23 protein-coding genes are annotated in these 24,208 nt (G+C 63.8%); 12 read left to right on the forward strand and 11 right to left on the reverse strand.

The window, feature by feature from the left end; genetic code table 11:
- Window positions 1-289 precede the first annotated feature (289 nt).
- Both cysS and ACIPW4_RS04270 read right to left on the reverse strand, forming a co-directional pair.
- Window positions 290-1,672, reverse strand: coding sequence for a cysteine--tRNA ligase (cysS, locus tag ACIPW4_RS04265; RefSeq protein WP_400655102.1), 1,383 nt, complete (start codon window positions 1,670-1,672; stop codon window positions 290-292).
- 9 nt (window positions 1,673-1,681) lie between these two features.
- Window positions 1,682-3,385, reverse strand: a complete 1,704-nt coding sequence (locus tag ACIPW4_RS04270; RefSeq protein ID WP_400655104.1) for a glutamine--tRNA ligase/YqeY domain fusion protein — start codon at window positions 3,383-3,385, stop codon at window positions 1,682-1,684.
- A 249-nt stretch (window positions 3,386-3,634) separates the two neighbouring features.
- Between ACIPW4_RS04270 and ACIPW4_RS04275 the strand changes: the two genes are divergently transcribed.
- Both ACIPW4_RS04275 and lpxH read left to right on the forward strand, forming a co-directional pair.
- Window positions 3,635-4,138 (forward strand): peptidylprolyl isomerase, encoded by a 504-nt coding sequence (locus tag ACIPW4_RS04275; protein WP_400655106.1) that lies wholly within the window; start codon window positions 3,635-3,637, stop codon window positions 4,136-4,138.
- A complete protein-coding gene (lpxH, locus tag ACIPW4_RS04280; protein WP_400655107.1) occupies window positions 4,135-4,857 on the forward strand; it encodes a UDP-2,3-diacylglucosamine diphosphatase in 723 nt (240 codons plus the stop codon). The genes ACIPW4_RS04275 and lpxH overlap by 4 nt, the downstream gene beginning before the upstream one ends.
- Window positions 4,858-4,977: 120 nt before the next feature.
- On the opposite strand, the gene ACIPW4_RS04285 is transcribed toward lpxH, so the two are convergent.
- Window positions 4,978-7,290 carry an acylase gene (locus ACIPW4_RS04285; RefSeq protein ID WP_400655110.1) on the reverse strand — a complete coding sequence of 771 codons (2,313 nt, stop codon included), beginning with the start codon at window positions 7,288-7,290 and terminating at the stop codon, window positions 4,978-4,980.
- A gap of 202 nt (window positions 7,291-7,492) precedes the next feature.
- Between ACIPW4_RS04285 and ACIPW4_RS04290 the strand changes: the two genes are divergently transcribed.
- Window positions 7,493-7,867, forward strand: a complete 375-nt coding sequence (locus tag ACIPW4_RS04290; protein ID WP_400655112.1) for a fe2+ zn2+ uptake regulation protein — start codon at window positions 7,493-7,495, stop codon at window positions 7,865-7,867.
- Between the two features lie 35 nt (window positions 7,868-7,902).
- On the opposite strand, the gene ACIPW4_RS04295 is transcribed toward ACIPW4_RS04290, so the two are convergent.
- On the reverse strand, window positions 7,903-8,091 hold the full coding sequence (locus tag ACIPW4_RS04295) for a hypothetical protein (RefSeq protein WP_003248064.1): 189 nt from the start codon (window positions 8,089-8,091) through the stop codon (window positions 7,903-7,905).
- Window positions 8,092-8,240: 149 nt separating this feature from the next.
- On the opposite strand from ACIPW4_RS04295, the gene ACIPW4_RS04300 reads away from it, so the two are divergent.
- The 4 genes from ACIPW4_RS04300 (at window position 8,241) to ACIPW4_RS04315 (ending at window position 10,684) form a co-directional block, all read left to right on the forward strand.
- Window positions 8,241-8,699: a hypothetical protein gene (locus ACIPW4_RS04300; RefSeq protein WP_400655115.1), complete on the forward strand. Its 459-nt coding sequence runs from the start codon at window positions 8,241-8,243 to the stop codon at window positions 8,697-8,699.
- A 233-nt stretch (window positions 8,700-8,932) separates the two neighbouring features.
- Complete coding sequence (locus ACIPW4_RS04305) at window positions 8,933-9,313, forward strand: Mor transcription activator family protein (protein ID WP_400655117.1); 381 nt, start codon at window positions 8,933-8,935, stop codon at window positions 9,311-9,313.
- 64 nt (window positions 9,314-9,377) lie between these two features.
- Window positions 9,378-10,061 (forward strand): DUF2589 domain-containing protein, encoded by a 684-nt coding sequence (locus ACIPW4_RS04310; protein WP_400655119.1) that lies wholly within the window; start codon window positions 9,378-9,380, stop codon window positions 10,059-10,061.
- 86 nt (window positions 10,062-10,147) lie between these two features.
- Complete coding sequence (locus tag ACIPW4_RS04315; protein ID WP_400655121.1) at window positions 10,148-10,684, forward strand: DUF2589 domain-containing protein; 537 nt, start codon at window positions 10,148-10,150, stop codon at window positions 10,682-10,684.
- A gap of 3 nt (window positions 10,685-10,687) precedes the next feature.
- Here the strand turns inward: ACIPW4_RS04315 and ACIPW4_RS04320 are convergent, their stop codons facing one another.
- The 3 genes from ACIPW4_RS04320 to ACIPW4_RS04330 are packed head-to-tail and all read right to left on the reverse strand — an operon-like array spanning window position 10,688 to window position 16,805.
- Window positions 10,688-14,362, reverse strand: a complete 3,675-nt coding sequence (locus ACIPW4_RS04320; protein ID WP_400655122.1) for a translocation/assembly module TamB domain-containing protein — start codon at window positions 14,360-14,362, stop codon at window positions 10,688-10,690.
- Window positions 14,359-16,101: an autotransporter assembly complex family protein gene (locus ACIPW4_RS04325; RefSeq protein WP_400655570.1), complete on the reverse strand. Its 1,743-nt coding sequence runs from the start codon at window positions 16,099-16,101 to the stop codon at window positions 14,359-14,361. The genes ACIPW4_RS04320 and ACIPW4_RS04325 overlap by 4 nt, the downstream gene beginning before the upstream one ends.
- Window positions 16,102-16,154: 53 nt before the next feature.
- Window positions 16,155-16,805 (reverse strand): GNAT family N-acetyltransferase, encoded by a 651-nt coding sequence (locus ACIPW4_RS04330; protein ID WP_400655124.1) that lies wholly within the window; start codon window positions 16,803-16,805, stop codon window positions 16,155-16,157.
- 163 nt (window positions 16,806-16,968) lie between these two features.
- Between ACIPW4_RS04330 and xthA the strand changes: the two genes are divergently transcribed.
- On the forward strand, window positions 16,969-17,781 hold the full coding sequence (xthA, locus tag ACIPW4_RS04335; RefSeq protein ID WP_400655126.1) for an exodeoxyribonuclease III: 813 nt from the start codon (window positions 16,969-16,971) through the stop codon (window positions 17,779-17,781).
- An 81-nt stretch (window positions 17,782-17,862) separates the two neighbouring features.
- Here the strand turns inward: xthA and ACIPW4_RS04340 are convergent, their stop codons facing one another.
- Together ACIPW4_RS04340 and ACIPW4_RS04345 are read right to left on the reverse strand one after the other, a co-directional pair.
- Window positions 17,863-18,615 carry an anti-sigma factor family protein gene (locus tag ACIPW4_RS04340; RefSeq protein WP_400655127.1) on the reverse strand — a complete coding sequence of 251 codons (753 nt, stop codon included), beginning with the start codon at window positions 18,613-18,615 and terminating at the stop codon, window positions 17,863-17,865.
- Window positions 18,612-19,133 (reverse strand): sigma-70 family RNA polymerase sigma factor, encoded by a 522-nt coding sequence (locus ACIPW4_RS04345; protein WP_400655129.1) that lies wholly within the window; start codon window positions 19,131-19,133, stop codon window positions 18,612-18,614. Before ACIPW4_RS04345 ends, ACIPW4_RS04340 begins: the two co-directional genes overlap by 4 nt.
- A gap of 130 nt (window positions 19,134-19,263) precedes the next feature.
- On the opposite strand from ACIPW4_RS04345, the gene ACIPW4_RS04350 reads away from it, so the two are divergent.
- The 4 genes from ACIPW4_RS04350 to ACIPW4_RS04365 all read left to right on the forward strand — a co-directional run bounded on the left by ACIPW4_RS04350 (window position 19,264) and on the right by ACIPW4_RS04365 (window position 22,757).
- Complete coding sequence (locus tag ACIPW4_RS04350) at window positions 19,264-20,310, forward strand: catalase family peroxidase (RefSeq protein ID WP_400655131.1); 1,047 nt, start codon at window positions 19,264-19,266, stop codon at window positions 20,308-20,310.
- Window positions 20,307-20,840 carry a cytochrome b gene (locus ACIPW4_RS04355; RefSeq protein WP_400655133.1) on the forward strand — a complete coding sequence of 178 codons (534 nt, stop codon included), beginning with the start codon at window positions 20,307-20,309 and terminating at the stop codon, window positions 20,838-20,840. The genes ACIPW4_RS04350 and ACIPW4_RS04355 overlap by 4 nt, the downstream gene beginning before the upstream one ends.
- A gap of 86 nt (window positions 20,841-20,926) precedes the next feature.
- Window positions 20,927-22,132, forward strand: coding sequence for an MFS transporter (locus tag ACIPW4_RS04360; protein ID WP_400655135.1), 1,206 nt, complete (start codon window positions 20,927-20,929; stop codon window positions 22,130-22,132).
- A 79-nt stretch (window positions 22,133-22,211) separates the two neighbouring features.
- Window positions 22,212-22,757: a cupin domain-containing protein gene (locus ACIPW4_RS04365; RefSeq protein WP_400655137.1), complete on the forward strand. Its 546-nt coding sequence runs from the start codon at window positions 22,212-22,214 to the stop codon at window positions 22,755-22,757.
- A gap of 38 nt (window positions 22,758-22,795) precedes the next feature.
- Here the strand turns inward: ACIPW4_RS04365 and ACIPW4_RS04370 are convergent, their stop codons facing one another.
- Together ACIPW4_RS04370 and ACIPW4_RS04375 are read right to left on the reverse strand one after the other, a co-directional pair.
- Complete coding sequence (locus ACIPW4_RS04370; protein ID WP_400655139.1) at window positions 22,796-23,389, reverse strand: 2-hydroxychromene-2-carboxylate isomerase; 594 nt, start codon at window positions 23,387-23,389, stop codon at window positions 22,796-22,798.
- Window positions 23,390-23,415: 26 nt separating this feature from the next.
- Window positions 23,416-24,147 carry an SDR family oxidoreductase gene (locus ACIPW4_RS04375; protein ID WP_400655140.1) on the reverse strand — a complete coding sequence of 244 codons (732 nt, stop codon included), beginning with the start codon at window positions 24,145-24,147 and terminating at the stop codon, window positions 23,416-23,418.
- Between the last annotated feature and the right edge of the window lie 61 nt (window positions 24,148-24,208).

Consider the following 24,208-nt stretch of genomic DNA (forward strand, 5'->3'; position numbering starts at 1 on the left):
TGAGGGTCTGATCGGTTGAACTGAATTGATTTCACAGAACCTTTAGTCATCCTCATGACGCAACGAGCGCGACCCATGCCAGCCCGCTCCAGACAAACAGCAGGTTGTTCAATGCCGGCCCGGTCGGCCGTGAGGAAATGCGCAGCATGATGCGCCAGCAGCTGTTAGCCGACTCGATCCTGCCCGAAGCGCTGCTGCTGGAGCACGTGGCGGTGGCAGTGACCCAGCCGAAGCACCTGTTCAGCACCGCCAAAAAAAGGGGCCGCATAGCGGCCCCGGTTTGCATCGATCAGTCGGCCAGTCGCCAGGTCGTCCCGCCCTTGCCGTCCTCCAGCACCACGCCCATGGCGGTGAGCTGGTCACGGACGCGGTCGGATTCCGCCCAGTTCTTGTCCGCACGCGCCTGCAGGCGCGCCTGGATCAGTGCTTCGACTTCAGCCGCATCGACCTTGCCTTCGGCCCCAGCGCGCAGGAAATCGTCGGCCTCCAGCTGCAGCACGCCCAGCACGTCACCCAGCTCACGCAGGCGACCGGCAAGGCCAGCCGCTGCATCGACATCGCTGTCACGCAGGCGGTTGATCTCGCGCACCAGGTCGAACAGCACGGCGCAGGCTTCCGGGGTACCGAAGTCGTCGTTCATCGCCACGCTGAAACGCTCGACGAACGCTTCACCCCCCTTGGCAGCTACCCGCGGCAAACCACGCAGGGCGTGGTAGAAGCGCTCCAGGGCGCCCTTGGCATCGCGCAGGCTGTCTTCGGAATAGTTGATGGCGCTGCGGTAGTGGCTGGCCACCAGCAGGTAGCGCACTACCTCCGGGTGGTACTTGTCGAGCACGTCGCGGATGGTGAAGAAGTTGTTCAACGACTTGGACATCTTCTCGCCATTGATGCGAATCATGCCGCAATGCATCCAGGCATTGGCATAAGGCTTGCCGGTGGCCGCCTCGCTCTGCGCGATCTCGTTCTCGTGATGCGGGAACTCGAGGTCGCTGCCGCCCCCGTGGATGTCGAAGCTGTCGCCCAGGCAGCAGGTGGACATCACCGAGCATTCGATATGCCACCCCGGACGCCCCGGCCCCCACGGCGAATCCCAGTACGGCTCGCCCGGCTTGACGCCTTTCCACAGGACGAAGTCGAGAGGGTCCTGCTTGGCCTCGTCGACCTCGATGCGGGCACCGATGCGCAGGTCTTCGATCTTCTTGCGCGACAGCTTGCCGTAGCCGACGAACTTGCCGACACGGTAGTACACGTCGCCGTTGCCCGGCGCGTAGGCGTAGCCCTTGTCGATCAGTGTCTGGATCATCGCATGCATGCCGGCGATATGGTCGGTGGCACGCGGTTCCTGGTCCGGCTTGAGGATGTTCAGGCGGCGCTCGTCCTCGTGCATCGCGTCGATCATGCGCGCGGTCAGGGCGTCGAACGCCTCGCCGTTTTCGTTGGCGCGGTTGATGATCTTGTCGTCGATGTCGGTGATGTTGCGCACGTAGGTCAGGTCGTAGCCGCTTTTACGCAGCCAGCGGGTCACCAGGTCGAACGCCACCATGCTGCGGCCGTGGCCAAGGTGGCAGTAGTCGTACACGGTCATGCCGCACACGTACATACGCACCTTGTTGCCGTCGAGCGGCTTGAAGGCTTCCTTGGTCTTGCTCAGCGTGTTGTAGATGGTAAGCACGGCGATTCCTTAGCTGCCCCAGGAGTCACGCAGGGTGACGGTGCGGTTGAACACCGGGCGACCCGGCTGGCTGTCCTTGAGGTCGGCGCAGAAGTAGCCTTCGCGCTCGAACTGGAAGCGGTCCTCGGGCTGTGCCTGGCCCAGCGACGGCTCGGCGCGGCAACCGCTCAGCACCTGCAGCGACTCCGGGTTGATGTTGTCGAGGAAGCTGCCGCCGTCTTCGGTCTTCTCCGGGTTGGCGGAGCGGAACAGGCGGTCGTACAGACGCACTTCGCACTCGACGCTGCCTTCGGCTGGCACCCAGTGAATCACACCTTTGACCTTGCGGCCTTCCGGGTTCTTGCCCAGGGTGTCCGGGTCGTACGAGCAGCGCAGCTCGACGATGTTGCCATCGGCATCCTTGATCGCCTCGTCGGCGCGGATCACGTAGCTGCCGCGCAGGCGCACTTCACCGGCAGGCTCCAGGCGCTTGTAGCCCTTCGGCGGTTCTTCCATGAAGTCGTCGCGGTCGATGTACAGCTCACGGGCGAACGGCAGCACGCGCACGCCCATGTCTTCCTTCGGGTGGCGCGGCAGTTCGAGCTGCTCGACCTGGCCTTCCGGGTAATTGGTGATGACCACTTTCAACGGGCGCAGCACGCACATGGCGCGTGGCGCGGTGCGGTCGAGGTCGTCACGGATGCTGAACTCGAGCATCGACATGTCGACCACGCCGTCGGAACGGTTGGTGCCGATCATTTCGCAGAAGTTGCGGATCGACGCCGGGGTGTAGCCGCGGCGGCGGAAGCCCGACAGCGTCGACATGCGAGGGTCGTCCCAGGCGCTGACGTGTTTTTCGTCGACCAGCTGCTTGAGCTTGCGCTTGGAGGTGATGGTGTAGTTCAGGTTCAGGCGGCTGAACTCGTACTGGCGCGGGTGCGCCGGTACCGGCAGGTTGTCGAGGAACCAGTCGTACAGCGGGCGGTGGCCTTCGAACTCGAGGGTGCAGATCGAGTGGGTGATGCCTTCGATGGCGTCCGACTGCCCGTGGGTGAAGTCGTAGTTCGGGTAGATGCACCACGTGTCACCGGTCTGGTGGTGGTGGGCATGGCGAATGCGGTACAGGATCGGGTCGCGCAGGTTCATGTTCGGCGAGGCCATGTCGATCTTGGCGCGCAGCACGCGCTCGCCGTCCTTGAACTCGCCAGCCTTCATACGGGCGAACAGGTCGAGGTTCTCCTCGACGCTTCGCTCGCGGAACGGGCTGTTCTTGCCTGGCTCGGTCAGGCTGCCGCGATATTCCTTGGCCTGATCAGGGGTCAGGTCGCAGACATAGGCCTTGCCACGCTTGATCAGTTCAACGGCCCAGTCGTGCAGCTGGTCGAAATAGTTGGAGGCATAGCGAACCTCGCCAGCCCAGTCGAAGCCCAGCCACTTGACGTCGCTCTGGATGGCGTCGATGTACTCCTGGTCTTCCTTGGCCGGGTTGGTGTCGTCGAAGCGCAGGTGGCAGACGCCGCCGAATTCCTTGGCCAGGCCGAAGTTGACACAGATCGACTTGGCGTGGCCGATGTGCAGGTAACCGTTGGGCTCCGGCGGGAAACGGGTGACGATGCTGCTGTGCTTGCCCGAGTCCAGGTCGGCCTGGATGATCGGCCGCAGGAAGTTCGCAGGGACAGCGGGGGCGCCTTTGGCAGCGGCGTTGGGCGCGTTGTCGGCAGTGGGCTTGCTCATAGGATCCTTGAATGCACGTGTCCGGCCTGGGTAGGCCGATTGAATCAAAGGGCCTATCATAGCCGAAGCAGTCAAGCTGCTGACAGCCGCACCCTGACAAACTGCCGTGATTTATCGCAGCTTTTTGTCGCGAACTGGCAAAATGGCCCGTGCGCTCCATGTGTCGTGATCGCCCGATCCTGCGTCAGGTGAACTACCGGCGCACTGAGCACCCTAATTCCCAAATGCCCTGAAAGAGCGAATTTCAGCATGTCCAAAGTCAAACTGAGCACCAACCACGGCGACATCGTCATTGAACTGAACGCTGAAAAAGCCCCGATCACCGTGGCCAACTTCATCGAATACGTAAACGCCGGCCACTACAGCAACACCGTCTTCCACCGCGTGATCAACAACTTCATGATCCAGGGCGGCGGCTTCGAGCCAGGCATGAACGAAAAGCGCGACAAGCGTGCCAGCATCCAGAACGAAGCCGACAACGGCCTGAAGAACAACAAGTACACCATCGCCATGGCCCGCACCATGGACCCGCACTCCGCTTCAGCACAATTCTTCATCAACGTCGCCGATAACGACTTCCTCAACCACAGCGGCAAGAACGTGCAAGGTTGGGGCTACGCAGTATTCGGCGAAGTGATCGAAGGTCGTGAAGTGGTCGACGCCATCAAGGGCGTTTCCACCGGTTCCAACGCGGGCCACCAGGACGTGCCGAAGGACGACGTGATCATCGAGAAAGCCGAGATCATTGAGTGATACTGCTGATCTCCGATCTGCACCTGCAAGAAGAACGCCCGGACATCACCCGGGCGTTTCTTGATCTGCTCGACGGCCGCGCCCGCCACGCCAAGGCGTTGTACATCCTCGGTGACTTCTTCGAAGCGTGGATCGGCGACGATGCCATGACGCCGTTCCAGCAATCGATCTGTCAGGCCTTGCGCCAGTTGAGCGACAGCGGTACGGCGGTCTACCTGATGCACGGCAACCGCGACTTTCTGATTGGCCAGGACTTCTGCAAGGCCGCTGGCTGCACGCTGTTGGCCGACCCAAGCGTCATCGCGCTGGGCGGTGAACAGGTCTTGCTGATGCATGGCGACACCCTGTGCACCCGCGATGTCGGCTATATGAAGATGCGCAAGTACCTGCGCAACCCGCTGACGCTGTGGGTCTTGCGGCACCTGCCGCTGGCCACCCGGCACAAGCTGGCGCGCAAGCTGCGCAGCGAAAGCCGTGCGCAGACGCGCATGAAGGCCACCGAGATCGTCGACGTGACGCCCGAGGAAGTGCCAAAGGTGATGGCGGCGCACGGCGTGCGCACACTGGTGCATGGCCATACCCACCGGCCGGCGATTCACAAGCTGATGGTGGATGGCGAACCGGCACGGCGTATCGTGCTGGGGGATTGGGACCGGCGGGGCTGGACCTTGCAGGTCGATGCCCAAGGCTTTGCCCTGGAACCGTTCGAATTTTCCTGACAGATCAGGTCGACCCTTTCGCGGGCTAGCCCGCTCCCACAGATACCGCACCAAGGCTGCAGGCGGCGCGATCCTGTGGGAGCGGGCTAGCCCGCGAAGAGGCCATTGCAGGCTAACCCCTCAAGGTCGGCTGACCACAGCCCCCTTGTCCCGCTCGCTGATCACATACTGCCGATACGCAGGGTCCGCCTTGATCTGAGCTTCGGTGAACGGCATCGGCGCCAGTTGCTTGGCCGCAAACGCCTTGGTCTGGTCACTGAAATGCGCCGAACCGGCTTCACTTGACTGCGAAAACGCCAGCAAACCGCGCGCCTGTGGCCCGTCCTCGGTAAAGCTCACCAACTGCAGATAGCTGGTACCGCTGACCACCAGGCGCTTGCCCGGCCCGTGCGGCACGCTGAACATCGCGTTGTAGACGCCCAGCTGCTGTGGCCCACCCGCCACCGGGGTACCATCGGCGGCCTGCTGGATTTGCCCCCAGCGGCTGCCCGCCTCCACACCCGCTTCGGCTACCTGCTGCAACGAGGCCAATGCCGCGTCGCGCAACAGCTTGCGCACGGCTGCCTGCTCCACCGCCAAGCCACGCGGGGTGTGCTGCGGGTCTGCCGGGTCGAAGGCAACGCGCCAGCTTTGCGGGTATTTGGCTATGGCCTCGACCATGTTCTGGAAATGCACCAGCCCAATACCACTGTTCAGATCGGCCTTGCCGTTCCAGGCCGCGAGGCTCGAGCACACGGCCTGCAGGTCCGCTTCGGCGCTTTTGCACCATTGCAGCAGGTCGGGCAGCACCAGGTTGGCCAGGTACACGTCGTCATCCAGCACCAAGCGCTGCAGGTCATCGACGCCCAGCTTGGCGTTGCCTTGCAGGCGCTCCAGGGCAAAGCGCCCACGCATGCCCAGCGGCTGGTCATTGCGGCTGATCAACGGCGAGAAGCCGGTCAACGGCTGGGCCGGGTTGGCCATCCAGGCCGGATCGTTGGAATTTTGCACAAAGTCGTTGCGCTCCAGGCTCGGCAGCATACGTGCAGGGAAGATACCAGGCTGCGCGGCCTGGGCATCGACCTTCCACTGACAGGCGCTGCGCGAGCCGTCCAGCACCACCAGCGGGCCTTGCGCCGCGGGGTTGCTGCATTCGCTGAGCAACTGCTGATCGACGTAAGGCACCACCGACTGGTTCAGGTACAGCGCCTTGCCCTGGGCATCCACTGCCAGGGTGTTGACCCAAGGGATGCCTTGCAGTTGCTCGACCGATCCCTTCAGGGCATCCAGGCTGTCGGCGCGGTTTATGCGGTACCACTGCTGCAGTACCCGCGCGTTGTCCAGGTTGGCATCGCGCAGGCTGTAGGCTGCCTGGGTATCCCAGTCCAGCCGCCCCGGCCACTGCACCACTGGCCCGTAGCTGGAGCTGTAGACCTGGCGTTCGACCTGGCTGAGCGTGCCATCCTCAGCCTTGACCGTGACGCTCACGGTCTGCTGTGTCATGGGTACGGACTTGCCGTCCAGCAGGTAGTGGGTCGGGTTCTTGGGGTCCAGTTGCAGGCGGTACAGGGTGAAGTGCTTGGAAGTATCGACGGTGTGGGTCCAGGCCAGATGGCGGTTGAAGCCGATGTTCACCACAGGCAGGCCAGGCAAGGCGGCCCCCATCACATCCAGCTTGCCAGGGATGGTCAGCTGCATCTGGTAGAAACGCATCCCACCCACCCACGGGAAGTGCGGGTTGGCCAGCAGCAGGCCACGGCCATTGGCCGAGCGCTGCGCCCCCACGGCCACGGCGTTGCTACCGCGCTCGGAGGCAAAGCGCTGCTGCCGGGCCAGTGCCACGTCAAAGGCAGGGCTGGCTTGCTGAGCTGCCAGCTTGGGCGGCTGGGCCCCCGCCAGCGCTTCAGCGAATTGGCCTACACCGCCTTCGGCCAACAGGCGACGGGTCAGTTTGACCAGGTCCTGGCTGGTGATCGCGCGTACCCACTGACCATCGCCACATTCCGCTGGCAGGCCTTGGCTGCGCCGCTCGGCCAGGGCTCGGTTGAAACCGCTGGCATAACCCTCCAGCAGTTCACGCACCTGCGCTGGCTGGGCCTGCATGAAGCCACTGACTGCTGCTGGCGTGTTGAGCCAGGTGAAAAACAGATCGCTGGCCAGGTTGCCACGTTGCTCGATGGTCACGCCTTTGGCGCCAAAATAGCGCGAGCGCTCACCATTGACGGTGAGCACTTCATTGGCCAGCAGGCACAGGTTGTCCTGGGCGTAGGCATATCCGATGCCATAGCCAAGGCCGCGCTCGTCCTTGGCGACGATATGCGGCACGCCAAAACTGGTACGGCGGATCTGTGCACTGGCATCAGTGCCGGTTTCCCGCGCCTGCACGGCTACGCTGGAGGCGACCAGGGCAGCCGCCAGGCTGGCACAGGTCAAGGGACGCGAAATTGGCAACACGGGCACTCCTCGGATTCAGGGGATCATTCCCGATCAGACGAATGGCAGGATGAAAATTTTACGCGTACTGATGACGCGAACCGTCTTTAAGAAAAACCGGCAGAAATCTTTTTTCAACCGACGCTGCAGATTTGCCGTTCTCATTCGTCCTAATCAGTGAGGCACCCATATTTCGGGACAGTCCACGAAAAGGAGCATTCTCATGTACAACCCGCAACCCTCATTGCACACCGGCCCCGCAGCGGGCAAGGCGGCCAACGGAGCGGCCGCCTGCGTGGACGAGCGCACCGGCAACGAGCAGATTCGTGAACTGCTGCGCAACTACGGCCTGCGTACCAGCCTCATTCGCCTGAAGGTGATCGATGCGCTGTACAGCGCCGATCGCACCGGGCGCAGCATTGGCGTGCGCGGCGTGCATGCGCAACTGGAACAACTGGACATACCGCTGTCGTTTCTGAGCGTGCGTGAGGTGCTCAAGCGGCTGTGTGCGGAAGGCGTGATCAGCCTTGGCAGCGACAAGTGCTATAGCCTCAAGCCAGAAGCGCGCGCCGTGCTCGAACAGCCTTTGCCACGCTGACCGAAGGCCGGCCTGGGATGGCCGGCCGGCAGGCATCAGGGCTTGACCTTGCGTCGCAGAATCCCGTTGATCACGACCACGACCACGGCAATGGCAATGGCCAGCATCTGGAAGGTCTGTTCACTGATCGTGCCTTGTTTCTGCAAATGCGACAGGCCCAGCATAAGGCCCAGCACCACCAGGATGATCAGAAGCGAGTATTTGAGGCGCTGCACGTGTGTCATCGAAAATTCCTTCAACATCGGGGGCATTTGGCTCGCAATGAGCGATCGCAATGATACAACGGCCATGGCTTGCGGCGCTGTATTTCCTGCTTAGCATGGCGAGCCCAGCCTGAAAGCATTGGGTTTCCCCAAACCATGCTGGAGGCACCATGCGCACTTTCGCGCTGCTCATCATGCTGCTCACCCCCTCACTTGCCACGCATGCCCTGGATACCCGCCAGGCAACGCCGGAACAATTGCTCGATCTAGGTAGCCTGCTGGCTGCCAATGCAGGCAGCAGCCAATGGCAGCAACTGTGGCAACGGACCCGCGCTGCAGGGCACCTGCAGGCCACGCCCGGCCATGCCTACTTCACCGTCCCCCACCCTCAGTTGCCGGAACTGGCCCGTCAGACGCTCGCGCGAGCCGATCAGGTCGAGACACTGAACGGTACCCAGGCTCGTTATCGACGCAACTTTCCCGACAAGGTCATCGGCATGTTCGATGATCAGCCCTTACACAGCCTTTGCCTGATCATCGACTGGCGCACCTTGCCTCAAAAGCAGGCAAACAAGCCGCATGCCTACCTCAAGAGCACAGGTCTGTATAACAGTTATCCCTGCAAATGAGGGTACTGGCACCTATCGGCAGGATGGAAAAGCAACCCATCGTGAAATCAGGGCCTGCACGGCAGTTGTGAAGCATCGTCCTACGCCATGCGACATCGTTGCCTGCAAGCTCTGCTCATCGAAACTACAACTGCCAGCCCACTTGGCGCCTAGCGACAGCATTCGCCACTCACCGAGAATTCCCCCATGCCAACGACAGGCATCGCGCCCCATCAACCGCGAGGAAGTCTCATATGGAACTGCCAGATCTCACAGCCATCGACATCAGCCAGTTACCGCATTCGTTGCAGGCCCTGATCGAATGCATCGGCCTTGAAAACGCCTACCAACTGACCTGCGCTTACGGCGGCAGGCCCAAGTACATCCCCAAACATCGCGAACGCACCAAGCTCGTCGACGTGCTGCCGGCCGATGCGCTCGACGCCTTGATCAAACGCTTTGCCGGCGTGGCGCTGGAGATTCCCAAGGCAGACCACTTCATGCGCCAGCTGCGCAACCTGCAGATCCAGAAAGAAAGTGCCAACGGCCTGTCACGCAGCCTGCTGGCCGACAAGTACGGTCTGAGCCTGCGCCAGATCGGCAATATCCGCCGTCAGGAGCATTGCGCTCGCTGAAGGCACTCACTCGCGGCCTCTCCGAGTGGCCGCTTCCCAAGCCCTGCAAAATGAGATAATCACCATGTCCATCGACAACAGCCTCATCGGTTCGGTCGTCAACGCCCTGCCCATGGACCGCATGATCGCAGCACCGCTGCAAGCCATGGTCCAGGCGCAGGTCACTGCCAGCAAATCCTACGCGGACTTCCTCATGCAGGTCTGCGTACAGGACGGCAAAGCGGTTGCCATCCAGTTCGACTACGACGAAACAATCGTTGACGAACAAGGCGAGTACAAAGGCGTCGTCAGCAAGTCGATGAAGGTGCCACTGCTGGCAGCCATCACCCACCCGAACATCGCCATCGAAGAAGGTAACGTCGAGTTCGAAATGACCATCAGTCAGATGGCCGAGGACTTCAGCGAGTCCAGCAAAAGTGGCGAAATGGCCGGTTCGCTGGGCTGGGGGCCCTTCAAGCTGAGCATTAAAGGCAGCATCAGCAACAAGTCCACGCAAACCCGAAAGACCGATACCCGGGCGCGCTATGCGTTCAATACCTCGCTGCGTCGCCAGGACCCGCCCGAGGCCATGATGCGGGTGATCGATTTCCTCACCGATGCCGCTACCAAGCCGACCGTCGTGAAAGACGCGGAGATGCAGAGCAAGGATTCGATTTCGCAAAAAGACACGCTCAAAACGCCTGAAGACACTAATAGTAAAACGCCAGCCGCCAACAACAACAACGTCAATGACGGCAACGATAACTGATCAGGTGTTAGCCACTTGCCCCATCCGCATCGGTGGGGCATCTTCCTGACTGAGGAGGCAATCTGTTGGACTCACCACCTTCCCCAATGACTGCCATTGATCTGCGCGATATCACACGCGGATTGCAAGAGGCTGCTGCTGCCACCAACAGCCTGATCGCCCAGCAATACATCAACCTGTTCGACCAGTTCTTCGACTGCGACACCCAGGCTCTGGGCAGCCCGATGAAAGCCAAGATGGTCGAAGTTGCCATCGACGACAGCCATGTGATCCGCGTGCCACTGTTCGCCCTGGTGGCGCCCAAGGGCCTGACCCTCGAACGCATGCAGGTGGACCTGTCGGTACGGGTCAACGCTGCCGAGGACCTGCGCGCCCTGCAGGAGGAAAGCGAAAGCGCCAGTGCCGCACGTTTCAAGGTGACCATCGGCGCGCAGGGCCGCCAGGGCGAAGCCCGGGACCCTGACGAAGTACAGATCCGCATGCAGTTTCATGCCAGCGAACCACCCGAGGCGCTCAACCGCCTGATCGAGGAGTACACCAAGCTGATCGTCCCCGTACGCCTGCCCGTCACTCCCCCACCCTCGGATACCAACGAGTTTGTCGAAGCTGCTACCGTGCGTTGACCCTCAGAAGTCTCGTTTGTAGAAAATGTCCAGTGAGCTGGCCAACCCGCTGGCGGCTTCGAGGTAAACCTTCTTGCTCAATTTGTATCGCAGCGCAATGGTGTTGGCCGGCTCGAACACCCCGACCCCGTAACGCAGGCTTAGCTTTTCGGTCAGGTTGCCACTGGCCACCACGCTGGTGGTGTTACCGGAGCCTTCGGTGTCCAGCTGGAAGTCGTCGATGCCCAGGCCCGACGCCAGGCTGCCGGTGATCCCGGCGCTGCCCGCCAGGCCCAGGCCCAATGCCGCTTCGGCAAGCATGTTGTTGTCCTCCCCGGAGGTGCCCAGTGGGCGGCCTAGCACCAGATAGGACAGTGCCTGTTCCTGGCTCATGGCAGGCTCCGAGAACACCGTGGTGGTTGGCTGCTCGGCGCTGCCGCTCAAGCGGATACCGGCAATCACATCGTCGACCTTGCGGATGGCGTCGATATCCAGATAAGGCTGATCGATCGGCCCGGCGAACAACAGCCGTGCGCGGCGAATGGTCAGGCGCTGGCCGTAGGCACGGTAGCGACCATCGGCCAGGCTCAACTCACCGCGGGTATCCATGTTGTCGCCGATGTGCACCTGGCCCAGCAGGTTGGCGGTCAGGCCAAAGCCGCTGAACGACAGTTTGTCCTGCCCCACGACCACATCGATGTCCATGGCCATCGCCATGGGCGGTTTACCCTCTTCGGTCTGGTGGCCGACGATCACCGTGTCGTCAGACACCTTGACGGTCGAAGGCGGCAGCTCCCGCACAACTATCTTGCCCTTGGGTACCAACACTTTGCCGGTCACCGCCAGCTTGTCGTCGATCAGGCGCAGGCTCAGGTCCGGGGCGACCTCAAGTGTGGCGTAAGGCTCGACGGTAACCGGCAGTTGCTGGCCTTGCAGCCGCAGATCCATGCCCAGGGCCTGGCCCCAGGTCAGGTGGCCGTTGAGCTGGCCGCGCCCGGCATCGCCGCTGCGCCAGCCGCCGTTGAGCTGAACCTGCTCGCCGGCGATCAGGGCCTGCAGCGAAAGGTCCTGCAGGCTGAGCGGCAGCTCGGCACCACTGACCTCGCCGCCGCTGAGCATCAGGTTGCCGTTGACCTGTGGCGCGAGCAAGCTACCGGTCAAGCGCCCGCTACCGTTCAACTGCCCTGCCAGGCGCTCGACCATGGGCACGAACGGACGGGCAATCGACAGGTCCAGCCCGGTCAGGCGGAAATCGCCCGACAGGGGTTTGTCCTTGCCCAGCGGGTCGAGGCGCGTGTTCAGGCTCAACGCCCCCAGGCGCTCACCACGAAAGTCCAGCCGTGTATCGATTCGGCGCGGGGCCAGGGTGCTGTCCAGGCGCAAGGCCTGGTAAGGGAAGTCGATCCAGCGGCCTTTGTCTCGAACGCGCCACGTGCCACCACTGGCATCGACACGAATGCTGCCTTTCGGGCCGCTGGCCGGGATATCCAGATTCACGTCGGCATTGAGCATGCCCTGCCAGGCGAAGTCCTTTGGCAGCCATTGGGCCAGGCTGTCCAGCGGGAACTGCTTGAGGTGGTAGCGCAGGCGCGGCTCGGGCGCCAGGCGCTGGTCTTCACCGCACAGGCTGGCTTGCCCGGAGCGCCAGCAGTGGGCACCGAAATCCACTTGGCCACTGGCCAGCCGCTGCAGGCGGGCCGGGGCCTGCAGCTGCCAGTCCTGGCCCCCGGTCTGGATCCTGCCACTGGCCAGGCGGCCACGCCAGTCACCCTTGTTCAGCTGACCATCCAGCCCCAGGTCGAGCTTCAGCTGCGGACCGTCCAGCGCCAGCGTCAGCGCCTGCTGGCGGATGTCACCCTTGCCATTGGCCTGCAGGTTACCCAGCACCGTGTCGCCCAGGCGGATGCCGCTGGCCTTGAGGTCGAGCAGCCCACGCTGGGCGCTGTCCAAGCGCGCGTCCAGGTCGAGCCGCTGGATGCGGTTTTCTTCCTGCGCCAGTTGCAGGCCCTGCAGGGTCAGGTTGCCCTGCGGCGCGTTCAGCGTGCCGCTGACGTCCAGGCGCCCCTTGACCTGCCCTTGCAACCTCGGCCACAGCTGCCCCAGCCGCGGCAGGTCGAGGTCGACACGCCCGGCCAGGCGCTGCTGCAGGCTGCCGCTGCCATTGATACGGTTATCCCCCAGTTGCACGGCCAGGGCGCCGAGCGTCCAGGTCTGCCCCGCCCCTTGTGCCTCGACCTTGAGCAGCGCCGGCTGTCCGCGCAGTCGCCCCTTGAGGTCGAGCTGGGCATCCAGGTTGAGCTGCTCGTTCTTCATTTCACCCTTGCTGCGCAGCGGCCCGGCCAGGGTACCGGGCAGTTCGGCCAGCCAGTACGCCGGATCCAGGGCCGATAACTGCAGGTCGACGTCCCAGGCCAAGGTATCGGCGAAGCGCAGTGCGACACTGCCTGCCGCCTTGCCCTGCCCGGCGGTGAGTGCCAGCTGCGGCAAGCGCACCTGGCCCAGATCACCTTCGAACGGGCTAGCCAGCGTGAACGCCCCGGCCGGGCCGTCGAGGTCGCCATCGAAGGTACCTTGGTAATTGCCATCCTGGTAATGAACCTGGGCATTGAAACGCTTGAGGGTGACCTGCGGCGGTGTTTCCAGCGGATACAGGCGCAACCAGGGAAAATCCTGCCAATCGAGCTGTGCATCAGCCTTCAGCGCCTGTTGCCAGTCGGCACTCGCCTGCAGCTTGACGCGCTGGGTATCGCTGGCCGTCAGGTCGAGCGCATCCAGCCTGGCACCGTTGGCGTCGACCTTGCCGGTGAGGGCCAGGGCGATTGGGGCCTGCTCGGCTGGCAGGCTGGCGCTGCCAGACAACAGATAGCCCTTGAGCAGGTCGCCCCGGGCATCCAGCCTTAATTGGTCGAGCTGCAAGGTATCGGGCAACGAGGCCGTGGGCTTGAAAGCGTCGGCCTGGATCTGCAGCCTGGCGGGCAAGTGCTCGGCCAAGGCCTGAACCTCACCGTTCAGGCGGGCATCGAGATAGCCGGTGCTGATGCCCGCAAGGGTGAGCGTTTTCTGCAGCTCGCCCTTGATGTCGAGCGCCAGCTGCCAGGCCTTGCCTTCCACGGCAGGCAGCTGCACCTGCCCTTGCAACTGCAGCGGCCAGTCACCCTCCGGCTGCAGGTCGCCCTTTACCTCCACGCGCAAATCGTCACGTTGCAGTTGCAGGCTGTCGATGCGCAGACCGTTCGCCGCCCAGTGCGCGGCCAGGTGCAGGTCGCCAAGCAGATCGCTGCCATCCAGGCGCAGTTGCCCCACTTTCACCTCGCCGACCTCGATCGCCACTGGCAAACGCAGTGCCGGCAGTTGCAGCGGGCCGCTCTCGGCGGGCTGCTCGCTGGGCGCGAAGGCCATGTCGACCTGACGGGCATGCAACTGCTCGATGCACAGCGTGGCGCGCAACAGGCAGGCCGGCGACCATGCCAGCAGCGGTGCTTCGACCTGTACGCGGTTGCCACCGTCGACCCAGCTCAATCGGCTGGCCTGCCAGGTGCCCGCCAGGCGGCCCTGGAAATCGTCGACGGTCAGCCCGGGCACCCGACCGAGTGCCCAGCGGCTGCCGCCTTCGGTCCCCAACAGCAGGCCCAGGGCCAAAGCCACCAGCAGCACACTGGCGAGCACACCCAGCAGAATGAATTTCAACACACGCATCACAGCTCGGGCCCCATGGAGAAGTGCAGGCGAATACCGCCATCGTCATCGAGCGCCTTGGCCAGGTCCAGGCGCAGCGGACCTACCGGCGACACCCAGCGCACACCGAAACCGACCCCGGTCTTGAGGCTGGGCAGCTCCAGGGTGTTGAACGCGTTGCCTTGGTCGATGAAGGTTGCCACGCGCCATTTTTCGGTCAGCGAATATTGGTACTCGACACTGCCCGCTACCAGGTAGCGGCCGCCGATGCGGTCGCCATCGCTGTTCTTCGGCGACAGGGTCTGGTAGTCGTAGCCGCGCACGCTCTGGTCGCCACCGGCGAAGAAGCGCAGCGACGGTGGAATGTTGTTCTTGTAGCCGTTGGTGGCACTGCCACCGAACTGCACCCGGCCGAGGAAGCGGTGGTTGTGGCCAAGGGTGGTCAGGCCCTTGAGCAGCACATTGCCATGCAACAGGTTGGTGTCGGACACCAGCCCTTCCTTGGCCACCTGGGTATCGAACTGCAAACGGTAGCCGTTGTGCGGGTCGATGCGATTGTCACTGCGCAGGTAGGAAAAACTCACACCCGGCATCAACAGGGTGCTCAGCCCCGAGTCATCGCCCAGGCGATATTCTTCGCGCTGGTACTTGAGCGAGATCACCCGCTGCCAGCCGCTGGGCAGTTTGCTGTGCCATTCCGGGCCGACGGTGAGCAGCTTGCTGAGGGTGTCGGTGCCGGCGATTTCCTCGTTCTGGTAGCCGCCAGCGAAGCGCAGCTTGTCGGTCAAGGGCGGATCGAGTGGCACGTCGTACCACAAGCCGACGTTTTGCCGCGGCGCCGACAGTTCCGTTTCCCAGCCGTAACTGTGACCTTGCGGGTTGACCCAGTGCCGCGTCCAGTTGGCCTTGCCGCGCGGGCCGACGTCGGTCGAGAAGCCCAGGCCAAGGCCCATGGTGCGTGGTTTGCGGGTCTCCAGGCGGACATCCACCGGGATGTCCTCACCCACCGCAGCCGTGGGCGCGGCATCGACCCGCACACCTTCGAAATAGCCGCTCGATTGCAGGTCGTTGTTGAGCTCGGCGATCAGTTCGGAGTCGTAAGGCGTGCCAGGCTTGAACGAAACCATGCGTTGCAGCAGGTCTTCATCCAGCGGCGTGTCGCCACTGAACGTCACCGCCCCGAGGCGATAACGCGGACCGCTCTGGTAAACCAGTTCGATGTCGGCCACGCCGGCCTGAGGGTCGACGGCCAAGCGCTGGCGAGTAAAGTGGCCACTGAAGAAGCCGTAACGCGAAGCCTGGTTCTGGATCAGCCGCTTGGCGTCCTCATACAGGCCATGATTGAGCTGTTCGCCCGGGCGCAAAGCCCTGCTGTCAGGCACGCGAAAGGCCTTCATCTCACTGGCCGGCCCTTCTATGCGCACGGTCACATTGCGCAGGCGCACTGGCTCACCGGGGTCGATCTTGATGATCAGTTGGGGGGATTGATCGGCCTTGGCAGGTGGTTTGACCTCGGTGTCGATCTGCGCCTGATAATAGCCAAGTGCCTGCGCGGCCTTGCGCGCCTGCTCCTGGGCCCCGCGACTGAAACGCAGCAGCGCTTCTTCATCGCGGTCTCCAAGGTTACCGATATAGCCTTCGACATTGGCCTTGAGCGCCTTGTTGGCTGGTTTTACCTTCACCAGCAACTCGCTCTGGCCCCATGCTGCGAAACTGGCGACCCAGAAAACCAGGCCCCAGGTTAGTCTTCCTGAATACGTCATGCGGCGCATGCTACCAGAGCCAGGCGCTCAAGTGAGGCGCCTTGCGGCCCATTTCAGGCAATTGATGACAGGGATGAAACAGGGTTGGGATGAAAGAACACCCGTTCCCGGACTGGCCCCACCGCCACTTCACCAATTTCCTCATAGCCCTGGCGCGCGTAAAAAGCCAGGTAATGCTCGTTGCCAGAGTCCAGCACCACGCCCTGGGTATTGGGGTCTTCCGCGCACCAGTCATGAACAGCTTGTAACAATTGTTCGCCGTAGTGACAGCCACGAAACTGCGGATGCACGCCCAGCAGCGGCAGCATGTGTACCTGCCCGGTCGGCAGGCAGCTGGCCAGTGCCGCCTGGTAATCCATGTAGCGCCGGGTGCAGCGCTGGCCGGTGCCCAGCAGCATGCGCAAGCGCCAGGCCCAACTGTCAGCCACACCCAAGCGACGTTGTGGCGGCACGATGAGGGCCAGGGCAATCAGGCGGTCTTCCAGCAGCAGGCCAATGGCCGGCAGCTGCAGGTAGAAGTGCTGGCGTACCCATTCGCGCACCATCACCCGCAGCCGGCGCTCGTAGCCTGGGCGCTGGCCCTCGAAGATATAGGCGAAGGTCGGTTCGTGCCGGTAGGCGTTGTACAGCAGCGAGCGCACCTCACGGCTGTAGCCGTCATCGAGCATGCAGACACGGGCTTGGGCGACAGTGGCTTCGGGCATGGCGGGCAGTCCTCCTGGAAAGGGCATGTCAATGCCTTGGAGGTGTTGCACTGCGCATCGTTCACCTCCACCAGCACGTTAGCAGTGCCTGAACCAGGCTGCCATGCTGGTGATCAACGCCGATGTCGGCTAGCATCCGGCCTTTTACCAGGATCGTCTTTCCATGAAGATCGTCTGTTTCAACATCAACGGCCTGCGAGCCCGCCCGCACCAGCTGGCGGCGCTGATCGAAAAGCACCAGCCGGACGTGATCGGCCTGCAGGAAACCAAGGTCAGCGACGATCAGTTCCCCCTGGCCGACGTTCAGGCCCTGGGCTACCACGTGCATTACCACGGGCAGAAGGGCCATTACGGTGTTGCACTGCTTTCGCGCCAGGCGCCACTGAGCCTGTACAAAGGTTTTGCCACGGATGAAGAGGATGCTCAGCGCCGCTTCATCTGGGGCACCTTCGCCGACGCCGACGGCAACCCGATCACCGTCATGAACGGCTACTTCCCGCAAGGCGAAAGCCGCGACCACCCTACCAAGTTCCCGGCCAAGCAGCGTTTCTACAGCGACCTGCAGGCGCTGCTCGAAGGGCAGTTCAAGAACGATCAGCCGGTGCTGGTGATGGGCGACATGAACATCTCGCCCCAGGACTGCGACATCGGCATCGGCCCGGACAACGCCAAGCGCTGGCTGAAGACCGGCAAGTGCAGCTTCCTGCCGGAGGAACGCGAGTGGATGGAACGCCTCAAGGGCTGGGGCCTGGTGGACAGTTTCCGCCACCTCTACCCGGAAGTGGCTGACCGCTTCAGCTGGTTCGACTACCGCAGCCGCGGCTTCGAGGACGAACCCAAGCGGGGGCTGCGCATCGACCTGATCATGGCTTCACAGACCCTGGTGCCGCGGATCAAGGCGGCCGGTGTGGACTATGAACTGCGCGGGATGGAAAAGCCTTCGGACCATGCGCCGATCTGGCTCGAATTGAGCTGACCTGTTCCGACGCTTTCGCGGGCTTGCCCGCTCCCACAGGTGGGAGCGGGCATGCCCGCGAAGAGGCACACGCGATACCCGTTAGAGCCCCAACCGCAACGCCTCCCCCACCCCTGCCCCACGCCCATCATCCGCCGCACTGACCAGGGCAAAGTTGTACGCCCCATGCGACCAATACCGTGCTTCGAGCTGCCCATCGACCCGTTGCCCCTGCGGCATACGCTCATAGCGATCACCCGGCGAACGCAGGAACAAACTGATGCGCTGGCCGTTGCGATCCTGGAATACCAGCAGCGCCGCCGGCCCCTGCTCGTTGCTGAGCAACCGCGCCCCGACCGGCTGAAAACCATACCCCGCCAGATCCGGCAACTGCCCCACGCGGCTGAAATGCCGGCCCAGCCAATCGCGCAGCTGCACCGGGTCACTGGCCTGGATATCCAGCGCCTCACTGCTGGCGAACAACCGATGGGCCTGCACCGCATCGGCCATCGGCAGCGCATTGCCGGCCAAGGTCACTTGCCGTGCCTGCCACCCCCCAAGCCCGCCAATACCCAACGCCAGCAGCAGCACCGCCGCCGAAGCCAGGCGCCGCTGCCGGCGCTGGCGCACCCGCTGTTGCACCTGGCGCAGGTCGAGCGTTGGCAAACCCGCTTGCTCACCAAAGCCAGCCAGTGCCGCGCGCAGGCGCCTGGCGTCATTGCGCCAGGCTTCGACCCGCGCAGCTTCCTGCGGGTTGGCCGCCAGCCAGGCCTGCACCTCGGCCCGTCGCACTGGCTCCAGGCGGTCGTCGATATAGGCGTGAAGTTCGTCTTCACCAGGAATGAGGCGTGTCATTTGAGTCTCCGCAAGGCCGGCGGCTGGGGGTTGCCTTCGGTCAGTGCACGCAAGGCGGCGCGCGCGCGCGAAAGGCGCGACATCACCGTGCCAATTGGAATGTCCAGGGCCGCAGCCGCTTCCTTGTAGCTCAGCCCTTCGATGCTCACCAGCAACAGGAGGGCCCGTTGCTCGGTCGACAGGTGAGCGAACGCCTGCAAGTCGGCCTGGGCCAGGACGATGTCCTCGGTATTGTCGCCCACTGTTTCGTGCTCCACTGCTCCGCGGCCGAACCACGACAGCCAGCGAGCGTGCAAGCGTTCGCGGCGCTTACCGTCGAGAAACAGCCGGTACAGAATGGTGAACAGCCAGGCGCGCAGGGCCTCGGCTTCGCGTTGCTGAGCACGGCGGCTCAAAGCGCGCTCGACCGTGGCCTGCACCAGGTCATCGGCACTGCCGGGGTCGCGGGTCAGCCACAAGGCAAAGCGGCGCAGGCGCTGCAACAGCTCACGCCACTGCTGTTCGTCCAGATCGTGCATGGTCAGGTACCGGGCGCTGGGGTTGTCAGTGTATGGGGCAGACGCCTGGCAAGAAAATCTATTCCCGCCGATGGAATAAGTTTTTCCCTGCGCCGTCGTACCGGCACCTTCACTGAACCGGATGACGACCATGAACTCACCCTTGCAAGGCCCGGCCAAGGCGCTGCGCCTGGCCGGCATAGGCGCCGTGATGCTGGCGCTGGGCGCCGGCTTCGCCTACGCGGCCGGTTGGATCGGCGGGCCGCAGCTGACCCCGCAACGCATCATCGACACCTTCGAGGCCCAGGCCGGGCACCATCCAGGCTACCGCAAGAACCACGCCAAAGGCCTGTGCATCAGCGGCTACTTCCAACCCAGCGGCCAGGCCGCGTCCTTGTCGACTGCGCGCGCCTTCAGCCAGGCGCGGGTGCCGGTGATCGGCCGCTTCGCCATCGGTGGTGCCAACCCGTTCGCCCCAGATACCGGGGTACCGGTGCGCAGCCTGGCGCTCCAGCTGAGCACCGATGACGGCCAGGTCTGGCGTACCGGCATGAACAACCCGCCGGTGCTGGCGGTGAGCACCCCGCAAGGCTTCTACGACCAGGTGCTGGCGGGCACACCCGTTCCGGCCACCGGCAAGCCAGACCCGGCCAGGATGCAGGCTTTCTTCGCCGCCCACCCGGAAAGCGCGGCATTTCGCCAGTGGGCGGCCAGCTACAAACCCAGCGACAGCTTCGCCAGCACCCAGTACCACAGCATCAACGCCTTTCGCCTGATCGATGCCAGCGGCGCGGCGCACCCGGTACGCTGGCAGCTTGAACCGCAAACGCCCTTCAACGCACTGCCCGGCCAGGTCGACGACAAGCAATTCCTGCAGCACGACCTGCAACAGCGTCTGGCGCAGGGCCCGCTGCGCTGGACCCTGCGCCTGGTCCTGGCCGACCAGGGTGACGCCGTGGATGACCCGGCCCGGCCATGGCCCGCCGAACGGCGCAGCGTCGATGCCGGCACCCTGGTGGTCGAGCAGGTGGACGCTCCCGAGCAAGGCGCCTGCCGTGACCTGAACTTCGACCCGTTGATCCTGCCCAGCGGCATCAAGCCCTCCGCCGACCCGATCCTCGCCGCCCGTTCGGCCGCTTACTCGGAATCCTTCAACCGCCGCAGCCGCGAAACCCTCGGCGCAGGAGCACAGCGATGAAACCCGAAGTCTTCCACCCCTTGGCACGCCTGGTTCACTGGCTGATGGCGATGCTGATCATCAGCATGCTGTTCATCGGTGTAAGCATGGTCGGCGACCTGTCACAGCGCCACCCGCTGCTGGTCGAACTGCACAAGGCCACCGGCCTGGCATTACTGGTGCTGGTGATCGTGCGCATTGGCCTGCGCCTGACCTTGCCACACCCGCCGTTGCCCGCCGACCTGCCAGCGTTGCAGCGCTTTGCCGCCGGCGCCTCGCACCTGTTGCTGTACGGCCTGATGCTGGCCATGCCGCTGCTGGGCTGGGCGATGCTGTCGGCTGGTGGCTACCCACGCCCCCTGCAACTGCCGGCCATCGCGCCCCACGACCTGCAGGTATATGCCGTGCTGCGCCAGGCCCATGGCTGGGCCGGCTACCTGTTGTTCGCCACCGTGCTGGTGCACCTGGGGGCAGCGTTGATGCATGCCTTGGTGCGCCGGGACGGCGTGTTGCGTAGCATGTGGCCAGGCCCCGTGCGGCGCAGCGAATGACAGTCTCACCCCGGGCGGCCTCGACAAACAGCAATAATTCTCATTAAGCTCGACAACCTTCTTGTCGACCTGCCCTGGACTGCCCGATGAATGCCGCAAAGGATCCTGCCCTGCTGAACGCTGCAAATACCCTGGACATGCGCCCGCTGCTGCTGGCCAACATGGCCTGCACCATGTCGATGATGGCCTTCGTCGCACTGATCGGGCCGATCTCGCGTCTGCTCGGCATGGCCACCTGGCAAGCCGGCGCGGCAGTGACCGTGGCCGGCGTGGTCTGGGTGCTGCTGGCACGACCGTGGGGGCGGTTGTCTGATCGCCTGGGGCGTCGCCGTATCCTGCTGCTGGGCAGTGCCGGCTTCACCCTGGCCTACTGGCTACTATGCCTGTTCGTCGAAGGGGCGCTGCATTGGTTGCCGGGAGCAGGCCTGGCGTTCGTCGGCCTGATGCTGGCACGCGGTTGCATCGGCGCCTTCTATGCTGCCATTCCGGTGGGTTGCAATGCGCTGATCGCCGACCATGTCGAGCCACAGCGCCGAGCGCGGGCCATGGCTTCGCTGGGCGCGGCGAATGCCGTCGGCCTGGTGGTGGGGCCGGCGCTGGCGGCCGTGCTGGCGCAGCACAGCCTGAGCCTGCCGTTCCATATCATGTCACTGCTGCCGGCCAGCGCCTTCCTGGTGCTGCTGTTCAAGCTCAAACCACAGCCCCTTGCACAAAGCCACGCACCCAGCCCCGTACGGCTCAGCGACCCGCGCCTGCGCCGGCCGCTGCTGGTGGCGTTCAGCGCCATGCTCAGCGTCACGGTGTCGCAGATCGTGGTCGGTTTCTTCGCCCTTGACCGCCTGCAGCTGGCACCGACCGATGCCGCCCAGGCGGCCGGCATCGCCCTGACCACCGTCGGGGTAGCGCTGATACTGTCGCAGGTGTTGTTGCGCCAGCTGGAGTGGCCACCCTTGCGGATGATCCGAGTCGGCGCCAGCGTGTCGGCACTGGGCTTCGCCTCTGGCGCACTGGCCACAAGCGCGCCGTGGCTGTGGAGCTGCTACTTTGTCGCCGCCGCCGGCATGGGCTTCGTGTTCCCGGCGTTTTCCGCGCTGGCGGCCAATGCCATGCAGGCCTCGGAACAAGGCGCCACCGCAGGCTCCATTGGCGCCGCCCAAGGCATGGGCGCGGTGATCGGCCCGCTGGCCGGGACGCTGGTCTATGCCGTGGATCCGCGCCTGCCATTTCTGGCAGTAGCGCTATTGTTGCTACTGGTCGGGCTATGGCCGCTGCCGCGCGAACAGCGCGCCTGACAAGCACAGCGCGCAAGCGTGCAGAGTGTGTTTTAATGCGTCGCTAATTATTTTAAACACCTCTGATTACAAGGCGGCTATGGACACGGGGACGCGACTCAAACTGGTGCGTGAACGCAACAACCTTTCCCAACGGGAACTGGCCCGCCGCAGCGGGTTGACCAATTCGACGATCTCGCAGATCGAACAGAACCGTGTCAGCCCATCGGTCAGCTCCCTGAAAAAGCTCCTCGAAGGGATCCCCATGACCCTGGCCGAGTTCTTCAGCTTCGACGAGCCCGTGCGCGAAGAGCGCTTCGTGTTCCGCGCCAGCGAGCAACCGGACCTTGGCCGCAACGGCCTGCGCATGCTGCTGGTCGGCGCCAGCGTCGAAGCGAGGCAGATGCGCTTGCTGCGGGAGCTTTACGCGCCGGGTGCCGATTCCGGCGAGCCGATCGTGCATGCCGAAGGCGAAGAATGTGGCCTGGTCACCCGCGGTACGGTGGAACTGTGGGTCGATGGGCAGGTGAGCATCCTCAATTCGGGCGATGGCTACTACATCCCCACGACCCTGCCGCACAGCTTCAAGAACATCGGCCAGGACGAGGCAGAGATCATCAGCGCCAACACCCCGGCAAATTTCTGAGCCAGGTCTGGCCTCGCCGATAGCGAGGCCGTCCCGCCTCAACGGCTCAGCGCCTCTTCGACGAAATCCAGGCGATCCTGGCCGAAGTACATCTCACCCTCGACGAACAGGGTCGGCGCGCCGAACACACCCCGCGCCACGGCCTCTTCCGTCACGCGCTTGAGCTCAGCCTTGACCTCGCCATCCGCCACCAGGGCTTGAAACGCCGCAGGCTCGATCCCCGCCTGGCGGAGGGTTTCATCCAGCGTTGCGGCATCGCTCAGGTTGCGCCGTTGTTCCCAAAGCCCCTTGAACAGCACCGCCACCAAGGCGTCGAAATGCGCGGGTGAACGAAGCTGCATGCCGATCACGCCGCGCATCAGTGCAAGCGTGTTCACCGGGAACCCCGGCGGCAGCCCGAACGGCACGCCATAACGGCGGGCATAGCGCCCGAGGTCGGTGAACATGTAGCGGCCCTTGGCGGGGACCATCGCTGGCGAGGCGTTGCCAGTGGCCTGGAACACCCCGCCCAGCAGCATCGGCCGATACACCAGGGCCGCGCCATGCCGGGCACAGAGGGCGGGCAGCTGGGTCCAGGCCAGGTAACTGGCGGGGCTGCCCAAATCGAAGTAGAACTCCACGGTCTTGCTCATACGTCACACTCCTTGATCGGTCAGGCTTACCAGCGCTCCATCCACGGGCGCAGGTCGAGTTCGAAGGTCCAGGCATCGCGTGGCTGGGCATGCAGGAACCAATAGCTGTCGGCGATGTGCACCGGGTCGAGAATGCCGTCCTGGTCCTTGAGCGCGTAGCGCTCGGGGAAGGTGTCGCGGATGAACGCGGTATCGATGGCGCCGTCGACCACCACGTGGGCGACGTGGATGTTCCGCGGTCCGAGCTCCCGCGCCATGCTCTGAGCCAGTGCGCGCAGGCCATGCTTGGCCCCGGCGAAGGCGGCGAAACCGGCAGCGCCGCGGGTGCCTGCGGTGGCGCCGGTGAAGAGGATTGTGCCGCGCTCACGGGTGACCATGCGCCGGGCTACGGCCTGGGCCGTAAGAAAGCCGGCAAAGCAGGCCATTTCCCAGATCTTGAAGTATTTGCGCGGGGTCTCCTCAAGGATGCTGCACGGCACATTGGCGCCGATATTGAACACAAAAGCTTCGATCTGGCCAATATCACGCTCGATGGTCTCGATCAACTCGGCAACCTCCTCTTCCTTGCGCGCATCCGAACCGAAGCCATGGGCCTGGCCCCCTTCGGCGCGGATCTCGTCGATCAGCGGCTGCAGCTTTTCGGCCTGGCGGCGGGTGACACAGGCGACGTAGCCCTCGCGGGCAAAACGCTTGGCAATCGCGCCGCCCGTGGCGTCCCCGGCGCCGATCACCAGCACCACTTTTTGTTGTTCTGTCATGCCTGCCCCCATTGGTGAATGATCGTTTAGTAAACAGACGCTATGTTATGATCACCCCTAT

The organism is Pseudomonas sp. NPDC089996, assembly GCF_044748405.1.
In the GTDB taxonomy this organism is placed as follows: Bacteria; Pseudomonadota; Gammaproteobacteria; order Pseudomonadales; family Pseudomonadaceae; genus Aquipseudomonas.

Coding starts and splice junctions, on each gene's coding strand:
- ACIPW4_RS04295 (WP_003248064.1), bottom strand. CDS start 8,091: ATGACACACGTGCAGCGCCTCAAATACTCGCTTCTGATCATCCTGGTG.
- ACIPW4_RS04345 (WP_400655129.1), bottom strand. CDS start 19,133: ATGCACGATCTGGACGAACAGCAGTGGCGTGAGCTGTTGCAGCGCCTG.
- ACIPW4_RS04290 (WP_400655112.1), top strand. CDS start 7,493: ATGTACAACCCGCAACCCTCATTGCACACCGGCCCCGCAGCGGGCAAG.
- ACIPW4_RS04340 (WP_400655127.1), bottom strand. CDS start 18,615: ATGACACGCCTCATTCCTGGTGAAGACGAACTTCACGCCTATATCGAC.
- ACIPW4_RS04375 (WP_400655140.1), bottom strand. CDS start 24,147: ATGACAGAACAACAAAAAGTGGTGCTGGTGATCGGCGCCGGGGACGCC.
- ACIPW4_RS04325 (WP_400655570.1), bottom strand. CDS start 16,101: ATGACGTATTCAGGAAGACTAACCTGGGGCCTGGTTTTCTGGGTCGCC.
- ACIPW4_RS04315 (WP_400655121.1), top strand. CDS start 10,148: ATGACTGCCATTGATCTGCGCGATATCACACGCGGATTGCAAGAGGCT.
- ACIPW4_RS04360 (WP_400655135.1), top strand. CDS start 20,927: ATGAATGCCGCAAAGGATCCTGCCCTGCTGAACGCTGCAAATACCCTG.
- ACIPW4_RS04310 (WP_400655119.1), top strand. CDS start 9,378: ATGTCCATCGACAACAGCCTCATCGGTTCGGTCGTCAACGCCCTGCCC.
- xthA (WP_400655126.1), top strand. CDS start 16,969: ATGAAGATCGTCTGTTTCAACATCAACGGCCTGCGAGCCCGCCCGCAC.
- ACIPW4_RS04370 (WP_400655139.1), bottom strand. CDS start 23,389: ATGAGCAAGACCGTGGAGTTCTACTTCGATTTGGGCAGCCCCGCCAGT.
- ACIPW4_RS04305 (WP_400655117.1), top strand. CDS start 8,933: ATGGAACTGCCAGATCTCACAGCCATCGACATCAGCCAGTTACCGCAT.
- ACIPW4_RS04330 (WP_400655124.1), bottom strand. CDS start 16,805: ATGCCCGAAGCCACTGTCGCCCAAGCCCGTGTCTGCATGCTCGATGAC.
- ACIPW4_RS04275 (WP_400655106.1), top strand. CDS start 3,635: ATGTCCAAAGTCAAACTGAGCACCAACCACGGCGACATCGTCATTGAA.
- ACIPW4_RS04270 (WP_400655104.1), bottom strand. CDS start 3,385: ATGAGCAAGCCCACTGCCGACAACGCGCCCAACGCCGCTGCCAAAGGC.
- ACIPW4_RS04350 (WP_400655131.1), top strand. CDS start 19,264: ATGAACTCACCCTTGCAAGGCCCGGCCAAGGCGCTGCGCCTGGCCGGC.
- ACIPW4_RS04365 (WP_400655137.1), top strand. CDS start 22,212: ATGGACACGGGGACGCGACTCAAACTGGTGCGTGAACGCAACAACCTT.
- ACIPW4_RS04300 (WP_400655115.1), top strand. CDS start 8,241: ATGCGCACTTTCGCGCTGCTCATCATGCTGCTCACCCCCTCACTTGCC.
- ACIPW4_RS04355 (WP_400655133.1), top strand. CDS start 20,307: ATGAAACCCGAAGTCTTCCACCCCTTGGCACGCCTGGTTCACTGGCTG.